At 66.6% G+C, this 13,290-nt stretch carries 13 protein-coding genes; 6 read left to right on the forward strand and 7 right to left on the reverse strand.

Features of this window, described 5'->3' with window-relative positions:
• Window positions 1-46: 46 nt before the first annotated feature.
• Window positions 47-685, reverse strand: coding sequence for an oligoribonuclease (orn, locus tag AB0L57_RS20105; protein WP_364964121.1), 639 nt, complete (start codon window positions 683-685; stop codon window positions 47-49).
• Window positions 686-914: 229 nt separating this feature from the next.
• Between orn and AB0L57_RS20110 the strand changes: the two genes are divergently transcribed.
• Both AB0L57_RS20110 and AB0L57_RS20115 read left to right on the forward strand, forming a co-directional pair.
• A complete protein-coding gene (locus tag AB0L57_RS20110) occupies window positions 915-2,594 on the forward strand; it encodes a helicase HerA-like domain-containing protein (RefSeq protein ID WP_364964123.1) in 1,680 nt (559 codons plus the stop codon).
• Window positions 2,595-2,649: 55 nt separating this feature from the next.
• Entirely contained in the window at window positions 2,650-3,510 is an 861-nt protein-coding gene (locus AB0L57_RS20115) for an NAD(P)H-binding protein (protein ID WP_364964127.1), read from the forward strand.
• 10 nt (window positions 3,511-3,520) lie between these two features.
• Here the strand turns inward: AB0L57_RS20115 and lysA are convergent, their stop codons facing one another.
• From lysA to AB0L57_RS20140, 5 genes are all read right to left on the reverse strand, one after another.
• Complete coding sequence (lysA, locus tag AB0L57_RS20120; protein ID WP_364964129.1) at window positions 3,521-4,864, reverse strand: diaminopimelate decarboxylase; 1,344 nt, start codon at window positions 4,862-4,864, stop codon at window positions 3,521-3,523.
• Between the two features lie 139 nt (window positions 4,865-5,003).
• Window positions 5,004-5,795 (reverse strand): mycolate reductase, encoded by a 792-nt coding sequence (cmrA, locus tag AB0L57_RS20125; RefSeq protein WP_364964132.1) that lies wholly within the window; start codon window positions 5,793-5,795, stop codon window positions 5,004-5,006.
• A gap of 11 nt (window positions 5,796-5,806) precedes the next feature.
• Window positions 5,807-6,397 carry a VOC family protein gene (locus AB0L57_RS20130; RefSeq protein ID WP_364964134.1) on the reverse strand — a complete coding sequence of 197 codons (591 nt, stop codon included), beginning with the start codon at window positions 6,395-6,397 and terminating at the stop codon, window positions 5,807-5,809.
• Window positions 6,397-8,448: an NADPH-dependent 2,4-dienoyl-CoA reductase gene (locus AB0L57_RS20135; RefSeq protein ID WP_364964137.1), complete on the reverse strand. Its 2,052-nt coding sequence runs from the start codon at window positions 8,446-8,448 to the stop codon at window positions 6,397-6,399. Before AB0L57_RS20135 ends, AB0L57_RS20130 begins: the two co-directional genes overlap by 1 nt.
• A 4-nt stretch (window positions 8,449-8,452) precedes the next feature.
• On the reverse strand, window positions 8,453-9,058 hold the full coding sequence (locus AB0L57_RS20140; RefSeq protein ID WP_364964139.1) for a PadR family transcriptional regulator: 606 nt from the start codon (window positions 9,056-9,058) through the stop codon (window positions 8,453-8,455).
• Between the two features lie 227 nt (window positions 9,059-9,285).
• Here AB0L57_RS20140 and AB0L57_RS20145 point away from each other — a divergent pair, with 227 nt between their 5' ends.
• Window positions 9,286-9,876: a hypothetical protein gene (locus tag AB0L57_RS20145; protein WP_364964141.1), complete on the forward strand. Its 591-nt coding sequence runs from the start codon at window positions 9,286-9,288 to the stop codon at window positions 9,874-9,876.
• 10 nt (window positions 9,877-9,886) lie between these two features.
• Here AB0L57_RS20145 and AB0L57_RS20150 read toward each other — a convergent pair whose 3' ends face one another.
• Window positions 9,887-10,504, reverse strand: a complete 618-nt coding sequence (locus AB0L57_RS20150; protein WP_364964144.1) for a TetR family transcriptional regulator — start codon at window positions 10,502-10,504, stop codon at window positions 9,887-9,889.
• Window positions 10,505-10,676: 172 nt separating this feature from the next.
• Here AB0L57_RS20150 and AB0L57_RS20155 point away from each other — a divergent pair, with 172 nt between their 5' ends.
• Genes AB0L57_RS20155 through AB0L57_RS20165 form a run of 3 tightly spaced genes read left to right on the forward strand, consistent with a single transcriptional unit; the run spans window position 10,677 to window position 13,279 of the window.
• Window positions 10,677-11,786, forward strand: coding sequence for an FAD-binding oxidoreductase (locus AB0L57_RS20155; RefSeq protein WP_364964147.1), 1,110 nt, complete (start codon window positions 10,677-10,679; stop codon window positions 11,784-11,786).
• A 15-nt stretch (window positions 11,787-11,801) separates the two neighbouring features.
• Window positions 11,802-12,959 carry an acyl-CoA desaturase gene (locus AB0L57_RS20160; protein ID WP_364964149.1) on the forward strand — a complete coding sequence of 386 codons (1,158 nt, stop codon included), beginning with the start codon at window positions 11,802-11,804 and terminating at the stop codon, window positions 12,957-12,959.
• Entirely contained in the window at window positions 12,959-13,279 is a 321-nt protein-coding gene (locus AB0L57_RS20165; protein WP_364964152.1) for a hypothetical protein, read from the forward strand. The genes AB0L57_RS20160 and AB0L57_RS20165 overlap by 1 nt, the downstream gene beginning before the upstream one ends.
• Window positions 13,280-13,290 lie beyond the last annotated feature (11 nt).

Here is a 13,290-nt window from a genome sequence, read left to right on the forward strand (position 1 = left end):
GTATCAACCGGCGCGCTAGATCGTAGCGCGAACCCCGCCGGGAAACCTAATCGGCGGATTCGGCGGGACCCTTGGCGATATCCAAACCCTCGTTGACCTCGGCGGCTATCGCCGCGATCTCGGTCGTGGCCGGACCGGGCGCGGGAACGAACGCGGTGCGACGGTAGTAGCGCAGCTCACGGATGGATTCCTTGATGTCTGCCAGGGCGCGATGAGCCAGTCCCTTCTCCGGCTGGCCGAAGTAGATGCGCGGGTACCAGCGCCGGCACAACTCCTTGATGGAGCTCACATCGATCATCCGATAATGCAGGTAGGAGTCGAGATCGGGCATGTCGCGCGCGATGAAGCCGCGGTCGGTGGCGATCGAATTGCCCGCGAGTGGGACGGTGCCGGGGGCCGGGACCCACTCCCGGATGTAGTCGAGAACCTGCTGCTGAGCCTGTTCCATGCTGACCGTGGAGCGGCGTACCTCCTCGGTGAGCCCGGATTTGGCGTGCATCTCCTGCACCACCGGGGGCATCGCCGCGAGCGCGTCGTCATCGGCGTGAATGACGATATCGACGCCCTCGCCCAGGACATTCAGATCACTGTCGGTTACGAGCGCGGCCACCTCGATCAGCTTGTCGCTGTCCAGGCGCAGCCCGGTCATCTCGCAATCCATCCACACCATCAGTTTGTCGGACACTCCGGCCACATTAGTGCGCGGACGAGGCGAATCGGACCCACCGCCCCAGTCCGGGGTCGATCCGGCCCGTTGAACCCGCTTTCTGGCAAACCTGCCGCTACAGTTTCGGCAGTTGGGTGTGTGATCGTGCGTTCGGTGGCAATGGGCAGGGCGAGGCAGAGATCGACAATCGCGCCGTTGGTCGTCGGTGCGACCTGGTGCGGGTGTCCCGCGAATCGGAGGAGCGACGATGAGTACTCCCGAAGACAAGGCGGCGAAGGCAGCGGCGGCGCGCAAAGCCGCAGCGGAGGCGGCCAGGGCCGCGGCGGACGCGGCGGCGGCAGCGGAGGCTGCCGAAGCGGAGGCGGCCGCGGAATCAGCCGCCACACCCGACACCGGCGCCGATGCGGCGCAGAGCGGCGCCGCACAGCAGATCGCCGCGGGGTACGAATTCGAAGGTGCCGCACTGGAATTGGGGGCGGTACTGGTCGACGGCCGGATCGACAGTGGTGCCCGCGTGCGGATTCCGATGCGCACACTGAACCGCCACGGTCTGGTCGCGGGTGCGACCGGCACGGGTAAGACCAAGACGCTGCAGGGGATCGCCGAACAACTGTCGGCGGCGGGAGTGCCGGTGGTGCTCGCCGATGTGAAGGGTGATCTGTCGGGGCTGGCACAACCCGGGCAATCCGATGACAAGCTCGCCGCACGGGCCACCCAGACCGGTGACGACGACTGGGCACCGCGCGGCTACCCGACCGAGTTCGTCTCCCTCGGTACCGAGGGGATCGGTGTGCCCATCCGCGCCACCATCACCTCCTTCGGGCCGGTGCTGCTCAGTAAGGTCCTCGGCCTCAACGAAACCCAGGAGTCCACGCTCGGGTTGATCTTTCACTGGGCCGACTCCCGTGGGCTGGCATTGCTGGATCTGAAGGATCTGCGATCGGTGATCCAACACCTCACCAGCCCGGAGGGCAAGGAGGATCTGAAGGGCATCGGCGGGGTGTCGGCCGCGACGGCCGGGGTGATTCTGCGGGCGCTGGTGAATCTGGAGGCCGACGGCGGTGACACCTTCTTCGGTGAACCCGAACTCGACCCCGCCGATCTGTTGCGGACCGCGGACGGCCAGGGCGTGATCACGCTGTTCGAATTGGGTTCGCAGGCAGCGCGGCCGGTGCTGTTCTCCACCTTCCTGATGTGGGTGCTGGCGGATCTGTTCCAGACCCTGCCGGAGGTGGGTGACGTCGACAAACCCAAGCTGATCTTCATCTTCGACGAGGCGCATCTGCTGTTCGCCGACGCGTCGAAGGCGTTCCTGGAACAGGTCGAGCAGACGGTGAAACTCATCCGGTCCAAGGGCGTCGGCGTGTTCTTCTGCACCCAGCTGCCCACGGATGTTCCCAATCCGGTTCTCTCCCAACTGGGTGCGCGGATTCAGCATGCCCTGCGCGCCTTCACGCCCGACGATCAGAAGGCGCTGTCGAAGACGGTACGCACCTATCCCAAGACCACCACCTACGATCTCGAGGACGCGCTCACCTCCTTGGGAATCGGCGAGGCCGTCGTGACCGTGCTGTCGGAGGTCGGTGCGCCCACCCCGGTCGCCTGGACCCGGCTGCGCCCGCCGCGTTCGCTGATGGGAACCATCGGTGACGACGGCATTCGGCAACGGGCGCAGTCGAGTCCGCTGTACGCGAAGTACGGGCAGACCGTCGACCGCGAGTCCGCCTACGAGATGCTGGCTGCGAAAGTTGCTGCGGCCCAGGCGGAACCGGAGCCGGCGCCCTCCGGTGGACAGGCGCGCGAACCCGATACCTCGGCGGCGGACCGGATCATGAGCAATCCGGCGGTGAAGAGCTTCCTGCGTTCGGCGGCCTCGGCGGCGGGACGGGAGATCAGCCGGAGTCTGTTCGGCACCCGCAAACGCTGACCGGCCCTCCCGGAGCGGTTGACATCAACTTTGGTTGAGCTTTTACGGTGCTTGCATGATCACCGCACCGACCGGTACCGGCACGATCCTGGTGACCGGCGCGACCGGAAATATCGGCCGTGAACTGTTGCTCCGGCTGGCCACGCAGGACAGCATCCGAGTGCGGGCGGCGACCCGCGATCCCGCCACCGCCGCACTGCCGGACGGCGTGGAGCCGGTCCGGGCCGACCTGCGGCACGCGGATTCGCTGCGGTCCGCGCTCTCGGATGTGAACGCGATGTTCCTGCCGTCGCGACTGGGCGATGATGCGGGCATCGTCACGGCAGCGCGGAAGGCGGGCGTCGAACACGTCGTGCTGGTGTCGTCCATCACCGTGCAGACCCACCCGCATCTGGGCCCGGCCCGGGAGAACGCCGAGGTGGAACAACTCGTCCGCGACAGTGATATGGATTGGACCATCCTGCGGCCGACGCAGTTCGCGTCCAACGCGCTGTGGTGGGCCGACTCGATTCGCGACAGCGGTGGCGTCGAGATCCCATTCGCCGATGTCGGCCTGCCCACCGTCCATCCCGGCGATATCGCGAGTGTTGCCCATGCGGCGCTGACCGAATCCGCACATCGCGGACAGATCTACGCATTGACCGGCCCGGCTGGGATCAGCGCACGCGAACAGGTGGAAACCATCGGCTCGGTGCTCGGACGTTCCCTGTCGGTCACCGAGATCGGCCGGGCGCCGGCGCGGCGACGGATGCTCGCGGCGATGGATGCCGACACCGCCGACGCACTGCTCGATGTCACCGGCGGCGACGCCAACGACGAGCTGAGGTCGGTCCGGGACACGGTCACCCGCGTCACCGGTTCGCCGGCGCGGACGTTCCGCGACTGGGCGTCGCGAAACGCCGCGGCGTTCCGATAGTCCGGCGGCCTCAGCCCATATCACGGGCCATCAGGTCGGCCACCGTCTCGCGCCGGACCAGCTCCCGCATCCGGCCGTCGCGGACACCGACGATCGGCGGGCGGCCGACACCGTTGTACGACGAGGCGAGGCTGTGGTGATAGGCGCCGGTCGCGGGCATCGCCAGCAGCTCACCGACGTGCAGATCGGCGGGCATGCGCACATCCGTGGCGAGGATGTCGCCGGCCTCGCAGTAGCGGCCCGCCACGGTGACGGTCATCTCCGGGCCGGTCGGATGCCGATTCGCGACCACGGCGGTATAGCGCGAGCCGTACAGGGCCACGCGTGGGTTGTCGTTCATTCCGCCGTCGACGATGACGTAGGTGCGACCACCCTCGACCCGCTTGATCGCGGTGATCCGGTACACGGTGACACCCGCTCGCGCCACGATCGCGCGTCCCGGTTCCATCGCGATCACGGGGCGGGGGAAGCGATTTCGCGCGCAGGCGGCGTCGAGTGCGTCGTCGATGATGTCGGCCAGTTCGCGCAGATTCAGTTCGGCGTCACCGGTCCGGTAGGCCACCGCGTGGCCACCGCCCAGATCCAGTTCGGTGAGCAGCTTTCCGTGGTCGCGGCGCACCTCGGCCATCCGCGCGACCAGCCTGCGTACCGCCTCGCCGTAATGGTCCGGATCATGGATCTGCGAGCCCAGGTGGCAGTGGAAGCCCGCCAGTTCCAGCAGCGGGTGCCCGATGACTGCTCGAATCGCCTCCTCGGCGGCCGCGCCGTCGAGAGTGAATCCGAATTTCTGGTCCGCCACCCCGGTCCGCACCGCGGGATGGCCGTCGACGTCGATATCCGGTGTCATCCGGATCAGGATGCGCTGCCGCCGGGTGACCAGTGTGCTGAGCAGGCTCACCTCGGTGAGCGAATCGACCACGATGCGGCCCACTCCGGCAGCGACCGCGTATTCCAGCTCGGCGAACGGTTTTCCGCTGCCGTGCAGGATGATTCGGCGCGGATCGACCCCGGCCGACAGTGCGATCGCCAATTCACCCGCCGAGCACACGTCCACGCCCAGCCCCTCGGCGGCGACCCATTCCGCCACCGACCGGGTGAGCAGAGCCTTTGCGGCATAGATGATCTCGGTGCCGGGGAAGTATTTGCGGTAGGCGCGGCAGCGGTCCCGGATCTCGGTTTCGCTCAGCACATAGGTGGGGGTGCCGTAGCGGTCGGCGACATCGTCGAGGGCGACCCCGTCGACGGTGATGCGGCCCAGATCGTCGTGGTGCGTCCGGCAGGGCCAGACGGTGGTGTCCAGTCGCGGGGACGGCATCCCCGAACGTAAGGACGGGAAAATCTCGAGCAACGTCACGGCGTACTCCTGTTTCAGCGGTTGTGCCACTGTCAGGAATACGCCGGGCCATTCGCGCCGGAACGCCTCGATACGCCGTCTTGACCTCCGGTTCCGCGATCTTGACGCGGTCCTGACGGGTCCGTCCGGCGGTGCCCGATCAGCCCGCCAGGCGCTTGTAGAAGGTGCCCACGATCGGTGCGGTCAGCGCTCGCGGCGCGTACTGCCCGGCCACGCTCATACCCTTGCTGATCAGGCCCGGAACCACTCGCATCTTGTTGCGCGCGAGGGCATCGATGGAGATCTTGGCGGTGTAGGCGGCCGACACCCAGATGAAATCGGGGATCTTGGTGCCCACGTCCTCCTGGTCCGGATTGTCGGTGCGGACGGGGCCCGGGGCCAGCAGCGTGACGTGGACGCCACTGCCGGTCAGCTCGCCGCGCAGCGATTCGGAGAAGGTGTTGGTGAATGCCTTGGTGGCCGCGTAGGTGGCGTTGTTGGGGATGGCCATGTTGCCGGCCGCCGAACCGGTGACGAGGATGCCGCCGCCGCGGGCGAGCATGCCCGGCAGCACCGCGAGGGTCAGGTCGTGGACGGCGACCGCGTTGAGTTCCATCACCGAGCGCTCGAACTCGGCATCCAGATCGGCGACCGCGCCGAAGGTGGCGACGCCGGCGTTGTTGCACAGGATGGCGATCTCGCGCTCGGCCAGTTCGGCGGCCAGCGGCGCCCGCTGTTCGCGATCGGACAGATCGATCGCGCGGACCTCGGCGGCCACCCCGTAGGTGGCGGTCAGCCGCTGCGCCAGTTCGGTGAGTAGATCACCGCGACGCGCAACCAGGATCACCGAATATCCGCGTTTGGCCAGTTCCTCGGCCAGCGCGGTTCCGATTCCGGAGGACGCTCCGGTGACGACGGCACGATTGTCGGCGGTGGGTGCAGGCAAGCTCACGGTCGCCGAGCCTACCGGGTGCGTGGCTTCGGCTCGAGAAAGGCGATGCCCCAGTCCAGATGGCCGTGCCACACCCCGGCGATCCGGCCGCCCTGGACCGCCGGTTTCGGGTCGCCCACCGGTCCGCCGGCGGCTCGTACCGCGGCCACCGTGGCATCGAGATCCGGCGTACCGAAGGCGATGCCGACCAGTGCCGGCTCGCGCCGCCCGGCCGCCACCACCTCGAGGAATGCCTCGCCGACCCGGTAGAAGGCCATCTCGGGGCCCTCCGGCCCGCGCGGATGGAAGCGCCGTCGCGGAGCGGTACCCAACACCGCGCCCAGTGCCGCGATCGAGGTGTCCAGATCGGGAACCCAGTAGACGACGTGATCGACGAAAGTGACGCCGTTGGGATGTGCCGAGTCACCGTCGGTATCGCTGAGTACCTCGGGCACACCCAGGATTCCCGCATCGGCCTCGGTGCCCTCGAATCCCCAGCCGGGACCGACACCGAGCGTGCACGAGATCTCCCCGATGCGCAGCGTCGCGCCATCGGTCGCGAAACCCAGTGCGTTCCAGGCGGTGTCGTCGCCCGGGAGTCCCAGTCGGGTGAGTACGGCCATTACAGCGCCGCCGCCAGCCGGGTGCCCTGATCGATCGCCCGCTTGGCGTCGAGTTCGGCGGCCAGCTCCGCGCCCCCGATCAGATGGGTGCGTACGCCCGCGCGCTGCAGCGGCTCGACCAGCTCGCGCACCGATTCCTGTCCGGCGCACAGGATCACGTTGTCGCATTCGATGACGGTCGGCCGGTCTCGCTTCTCGCCGAAGCTGATGTGCAGTCCGCGATCGTCGATCCGCTCGTAGTTGACACCGCCGATCTGCTCTACGCCCTTGGCCTTGATCGCGGCGCGGTGTACCCAGCCCGAGGTCTTGCCGAGGGTCTTACCGAAGGAGCCCGATTTGCGTTGCAGCAGTACGACATCGCGCGCCGCGGGGGAGGGGCGTGCGGTGGTGAGCTGACCCGGTGCGTCCGGATCGGTACTGTCCACACCCCATTCCTCTTTCCATTCGTCGAGTTTCAGCGAGGGATGGCCGTCGACGGTGAGGAATTCGCTGACGTCGTACCCGATTCCGCCGGCGCCGATCACCGCGACCTTCTTACCGACCGGTTTCTGCTCGCGCACCAGCTCGGCGTAGGTGAGGACCTTGGGATGATCGATTCCGGGAATGCTGGGGATACGCGGGCGCACGCCGGTGGCCACGACCACATGGTCGTAACGGCCCTCGACCAGCTCCTCGGCGCCGACCCGGCGTTGCAGGAACACCCGGACTCCGCTCAATTCCAGCTTGCGCGTGAAGTACCGGATCGTCTCGTTGAATTCCTCCTTGCCCGGAATCCGTCGCGCGATGTCGAACTGGCCGCCGATCTTGTCGTCGGCCTCGAACAGATCGACCTTGTGTCCGCGCTCGGCCAGGTTGACCGCCGCCGACAATCCGGCCGGACCGGCGCCGACCACGGCGATCCGCTGGGTGCGCCGAGTCGGCAGCAGCCGCAACTCGGTCTCGTGTCCCGCGCGTGGATTCAGCAGGCACGACACCGTCTTGTGCACGAACGCGTGGTCCAGACAGGCCTGATTGCAGGCGATACAGGTGTTGATCTCGTCCTCGCGCGCCGCGCTCGCCTTGGCCGCCCAGTCCGGATCGGCCAGCAGCGGGCGGGCCAGCGACACCAGCTCGGCATCGCCGCGGGTGAGGATCTCCTCGGCCGTCTCGGGCATGTTGATGCGGTTGGAGGCGCAGACCGGAATATTCACGCGCGCGGCGATTTTCGCGGTGTACTCCACGAAGGCGGCGCGGGGCACCGAGGTGACGATGGTCGGCACCCGCGCCTCGTGCCAGCCGATGTCGGTATTGACGATGCTGACCCCGGCGGATTCCAGTTCGGTTGCCAGGGCGAGGATTTCGGTCTCGGTCTGGCCGTGCTCGACGAATTCGGCCATGGACAGCCGGAAGACGATGACGAAATCCGGGCCCACCGCGGCGCGGATCCCGCGCACGATCTCCAGTGGGAACCGGCGCCGATTCTCCGCCGATCCACCCCAGCGGTCGGTGCGCTTGTTGGTGCGCGGCGCCAGGAACTGATTGATCAGATAGCCTTCGCCACCCATGATCTCGACACCGTCGTAGCCGGCGAATTTCGCCAGCTCGGCACAGCGCACGTAGTCGGCGATGGTGCGCCGCACGCCCTTGTCCGAGAGCTTGCGTGGACGGAACGGATTGATCGGCGCCTTGATCGAGGAGGCCGAAACACTGAACGGCACATAGGCATACCGCCCCGCGTGCAGAATCTGCAGGGCGATCCGGCCGCCCTCGGCGTGCACGGCGTCGGTGATCGTGCGATGCCGGTACGCCTCGGTCCTGTTGGTGAGTTTGGCGCCCAGCGGCAGCAGCCAGCCCTCCCGATTGGGGGCGTAACCGCCGGTGATGATCAGGCCCACCCCGCCGCGCGCCCGCTCGGCGAAGTAGGCGGCCAGCTTGTTGGTGTCCCAGGCCCGATCCTCGAGTCCGGTGTGCATGGAACCCATGACCACCCGGTTGCGCAAGGTGAGATGGCCCAGCTCCAGCGGGGTGAACAGATGGGGATAGGCGTGCGAATCGGCGGAATTCGCGGTCATGGATTCACCTTTCGATGACGGAATCCGGTTGCGGGGCTGTGGCTTCCGGATCGGTCGGCAACGATGGCGGGAGGGCGCCGCGCAGACCGGCGAGTACCTCGTCGCACCATTCGACGAAGCCGGACTCGACTCGGATCCCGCCGCGCAGCACCAGGTATTGGTACAGCGCGGTGCCGGTGAGCCGGTCCGGCGCGGAAAAGTCCTTCTTCTCCATGAGGCGGTACAGCTCGAGCCGTTGTGCGTGCTGATCGCGATGACGCGCGACCTCGGCGCACAGTGCCGCGAGGTCGCCGTGGGCGGCGGCCCGGATCTTCACGCCCAGTTCGCTGCGCAGCGGGCCGACATCGTCGGTCGGTTCGGCGATCCAGCGCGCGAGTTCCGCGCGGCCGTCGTCGCTGACGGTGTAGACCTTCTTGTCCGGGCGACCTTCCTGAGCGATGGCCTCGCTGCTGACCCAGCCGTGTTCCTCCATCCGCTTGAGGACCCGATAGATCTGCTGATGCGTTGCGCTCCAGAAGAATCCGATGGATTTGTCGAACCGTCGCGCCAGTTCGTACCCCGAACCGGCCCGCTCGCTCAGCGATACCAGCAATGCGTGTTCGAGGGCCATGCGGCGAGAGTAGCCGATACTCGCCGTACTATGCAACGTGGTGCATATCCCCGATTCGGGAAGCGTTTGCTGCGAGACTCCTGTGAGTATCGCTCGCTTCGGTTATCATCAGCCCCGGTGCTCTGCACTATCTCGGATACGGGAAGGGCGTCTCGCGGAACCGCACGGTTCCACGGGGCGCCCTTCTGTATCTGCCACGGGGAGTTGAAAGGCGGGGGGTGGGTTCGATGGGTGGCGTTCGGGTTTCCCGAGTGTGGTCGACAATTCTCGAACGAGTCTGGGTATGTGTCGCGATCGCGGCGACGGTGGTGGGATCGGCCTGCGTGGTGCCGGCGGGGCTGTCGCCGACGAGCGGCTGGGGCTGGTGGATCGTCGGCCTGCTTCCGTTGTTCTATGTGATTGTCGTCGTCGCCGGGCTGCTGCTGACCCGGGTGCGGGTCGCTCCCGGCAAAGCGGACGGCTGGTCGTCGGTATCGGACACCATGCTGATCCTCGGTCTGCTGGGCATCCTGACCGGTCTTTTCATGCTGTTCGTCGCGGGCTTCGCGTACTGGTCGGCCGCGATCGACGAACCGGGCGCGCCGAAGTGTGGCAGCTTCGGCAGCGTCCATCTCGATGACAAGTGCGTCGAGTATTCCGGCGGTACCGTCGTACGCACCTGGACCTACGAGGATCTGCTCGGCGACGCCGACTCCGGTCCGCAGCGTGCGCGACTGGCGCTGATCGCCGTTACGTCGGGTGGTGTCCTGACCGCGGTTTCGCTCGCCGCCGGCGTCGTGGGCTTCCGGAGGGGCGAGGAAGAGTCGGCTCGTCGCTGAGGCCGGGGGATCAGTCGGTTCGCGGCTTCCAGGCGGCCATGCCGAGAGTGATCATCCGGACCTGTCCCACGGTCCGATCCACCAGTTCGGGGCGGTCTCGCAGTGGGGCGGCGACGAAATCGCCGATGTGGTCGGTGACGGTGGCGACGATCAGGTCGGCCGCCAGTTCGAGGTCGTCGGTCGGCCAGGCGTCCAATGCCGGGATACGCGACATGTCGACCACCAATTCTCTTGTGATGAGCTGCATTTCGGTGGCGATGGCGGTGCGCAGGGCGGGGGAGCCGCCGTGGCGTTCGCGAACCAGGAAGCCGTAGAGATCCTCACGGCCGGCGATCTGGGCGAAGACGAAGCGCACGGTTTCGGCGAGGCGCGCGTCGGGCGTGCGCCGTAGCTGGCGCAGCGCCAGGCGCATCTGACGAACGCCCTCGTCCACCAGGGTGGTGCCCAGCTCGTCGAGTGACTCGAAGTGGCGGTAGAAAGCGGTCGGCACGATTCCGGCCGAACGGGCGATCTCACGCAGGCTCAATGCGGCGAAGCCGCGTTCGGCGGCCAGGGCCAGGGTGCCGTCCAGCAGTGCTCGCCGCGTGCGCTCCTTGCGCTCGATCCGGGTCTCGGCCTGCTCGCTCATCTCGCTGAGCATACATCCGTTCACGATTGGTCCATTCCACGAGATGTTGCATCGGTCACACCAGATGCAGGTTGAACTATTGCGGTACCGCGAGGCACACTTGTTCAGTGTACAGATGTGCACTGAAATTTGTTGCACATGACCATTCCGACGAAGGCTTGGGGAGATCCGCATGGTGGGACTGCTCGATCTGGTCCAGACACTGACCACGCCGCATCCGCTCGACCGTTACCTGGAGTTGGTGCGCCCGACGCTGACGGTGCGCGATATGCGCGCCGAGATCATCGGCGTGGATCGGTCGGTCCCCGGCTCGGTCACCCTCACGCTGCGCCCGACCTGGCAGTGGACCGGTCATGAAGCGGGGCAGTTCGTGCAGGTCGGAGTGCTGATCAACGGCGTCAAGCACACCCGCTGCTACTCGCCCATCGATGCCGAGACCGGTTCGCGGCGCACGCTGACGCTGACCGTGAAGGCGCATCCGGACGGCTTGGTCTCGCAATATCTGCACCGGAATGCCGAGCGCGGCATGGTCGTGGACCTCGCGCCCGCGTCGGGGGTCTTCCGGCTGCCCGAGCGGCGACCGGAGAAAGTGGTGCTGATCAGCGGCGGCAGCGGAATCACTCCGGTTCTGTCGATGCTGTCCACGCTGGCCGCCGAGGGATATCCGGGTGAGGTGGTGTTCCTGCACTACGCCCGTTCGCCCGAAGAGGTGCCGCATCGGGATGTGCTCGCCGATATCGGGCGGCGTTTCGCCAATGTCGACATCGTGCTCGGCTATCCGGAACTGGGGCGGTCCGAGCGACTCGACGGCGCGCCGTGGACCTGCGCCGCGGTTCCCGGTGCCACATTCCTCGACTACGACGAGCTGGCACGCATCGCGCCGCACTTCGCGACCGCGCACACCTACGTCTGTGGTCCGCCCGCGCTGATGGCGTCGGTCCGCCGCATCTACGAGGCCGAAGAGCTCGACGATCGTCTGCACAGCGAGGAATTCGTGCTCACCGCGGCACCGGCCGACACGGCCGAGGCCGAGGGCACGACCACCTTCTCGGTGAGTGGGAAGCAGTCCGGCAACACCGGGTCCAGCCTGCTCGAGCAGGCCGAATCCGCCGGTCTGACACCGGAATTCGGCTGCCGGATGGGGATCTGCTTCTCCTGCACCGCGGTCAAGCGATCCGGCTGCACCCGCAATCTGCGCACCGGCGAACTCGACAACGACCCCGACCAGCCGATCCAGCTGTGCGTCAGCTCCGCGGTCGGCGATGTCGACATCGAAATCTGACAGAGGAGAACAGCTATGACCATCCTCACCGAAACGAAGAACGGCCCGCTGGTTCTGAGCCCGGACCAGGTCGCCGAGATCGGCCGCGAGCTGGACGCGTTGCGCGACCGTATCACCGCCGATCTGGGCGAGCGCGACCGCGAATACATCTACTCGATCATCAAGGCGCAGCGCGGTTTCGAGATCGCCGGTCGCGGTCTGATGTATCTGGGATTCCTGCCGCCGTTCTGGCTGGCCGGCGTCGCGGCGCTGAGCCTGTCCAAGATCCTGGACAACATGGAGATCGGCCACAACGTCATGCACGGCCAGTGGGACTGGATGCGTGAGCCCGGCCTGAATTCCCGCGTGTTCGAGTGGGACAACGTCTGCCCGGGTGATCAGTGGAAACACTCCCACAACTACATGCACCACACCTACACCAATATTCACGGCCGCGACCGCGACATCGGATACGGCGTCCTGCGCATCGACGAGGGCCAGGAGTGGAATCCGTACTACCTGGGCAACCCGGTGTACGCGCTGGCGCTGATGTTGCTGTTCGAGTGGGGCGTGATGCTGCACGATCTCGAGGCCGACAACATCGTCAAGGGTGAGCGCAAGTGGTCCGATATCAAACGCCTGGTCAAGGGACAGGTCCGCAAGGCCGGCCGGCAGGTGCTCAAGGACTACGTCGTGTTTCCGCTGCTCAGCGGGCCCCTTTTCGCGTCCACGCTGGCGGGTAACTTCACGGCCAACATCGTGCGCAATGTGTGGGCGTATTCGATCATCTTCTGCGGCCACTTTCCGTCGGGCGTACAGACGTTCACCGAAGAGGAGACCGAGAACGAGACCCGCGGTGAGTGGTATGTGCGGCAGATGCTCGGCTCGGCCAACATCACCGGCAGCAAACTGTTCCACGTCCTGTCGGGCAACCTGTCGCATCAGATCGAACACCATCTGTTCCCGGATCTGCCGGCCAACCGGTATCCGGAGATCGCGCCCGAGGTCCGTGCGTTGTGCGAGAAATACGGACTGCCCTATAACACCGGCCGGTTGAGTAAGCAGATCGGCTCGGTATGGCTGAAGATCTGCAAGCTCGCACTGCCCCCGGCGCTCGTCGGGAAGGGGGCACAGCCTGGTGTTATCGTGATGCGAGAGCACCAGTCCGAGCGTGCGAGCGAGGTTGGCGGGTAATGATCGGGAAATTCGAGAGCAACAAAGATCTCATTCAGGAGTTGACGTCGTCGGGGGCACGGCACGTCGGCAATATCGCAACGATCATCACGGGCACGGTATCGGAAGTGACGCGTGAGATCGGTGACTGGATCACCGACGCCATCGAAATGCGGGAAGCCGCCGCGGCGGCCGACCGTGATCGGGAATCCGCGGCCGGAGTGAATTCCGGTCGCGACGAGCCCGATGTGTTGATCGACGAGCCGGAGCACGCCCCGAATGTGAGTGCGGCACAGCCGGTCATCGATGCCGAAGTGGAAATCGTCGATCCCGAACGCTGAACGCGAGATCG

The organism is Nocardia sp. NPDC052254, assembly GCF_040679495.1.
In the GTDB taxonomy this organism is placed as follows: domain Bacteria; phylum Actinomycetota; class Actinomycetes; order Mycobacteriales; family Mycobacteriaceae; genus Nocardia.

Excerpts from the sequence above, each read along its gene's own strand:
- AB0L57_RS20110 (WP_364964123.1), top strand. The coding sequence starts at position 915 with ATGAGTACTCCCGAAGACAAGGCGGCGAAGGCAGCGGCGGCGCGCAAA.
- AB0L57_RS20115 (WP_364964127.1), top strand. The coding sequence starts at position 2,650 with ATGATCACCGCACCGACCGGTACCGGCACGATCCTGGTGACCGGCGCG.
- AB0L57_RS20130 (WP_364964134.1), bottom strand. The coding sequence starts at position 6,397 with ATGGCCGTACTCACCCGACTGGGACTCCCGGGCGACGACACCGCCTGG.
- AB0L57_RS20135 (WP_364964137.1), bottom strand. The coding sequence starts at position 8,448 with ATGACCGCGAATTCCGCCGATTCGCACGCCTATCCCCATCTGTTCACC.
- AB0L57_RS20140 (WP_364964139.1), bottom strand. The coding sequence starts at position 9,058 with ATGGCCCTCGAACACGCATTGCTGGTATCGCTGAGCGAGCGGGCCGGT.
- AB0L57_RS20145 (WP_364964141.1), top strand. The coding sequence starts at position 9,286 with ATGGGTGGCGTTCGGGTTTCCCGAGTGTGGTCGACAATTCTCGAACGA.
- AB0L57_RS20150 (WP_364964144.1), bottom strand. The coding sequence starts at position 10,504 with ATGAGCGAGCAGGCCGAGACCCGGATCGAGCGCAAGGAGCGCACGCGG.
- AB0L57_RS20155 (WP_364964147.1), top strand. The coding sequence starts at position 10,677 with ATGGTGGGACTGCTCGATCTGGTCCAGACACTGACCACGCCGCATCCG.
- AB0L57_RS20160 (WP_364964149.1), top strand. The coding sequence starts at position 11,802 with ATGACCATCCTCACCGAAACGAAGAACGGCCCGCTGGTTCTGAGCCCG.
- AB0L57_RS20165 (WP_364964152.1), top strand. The coding sequence starts at position 12,959 with ATGATCGGGAAATTCGAGAGCAACAAAGATCTCATTCAGGAGTTGACG.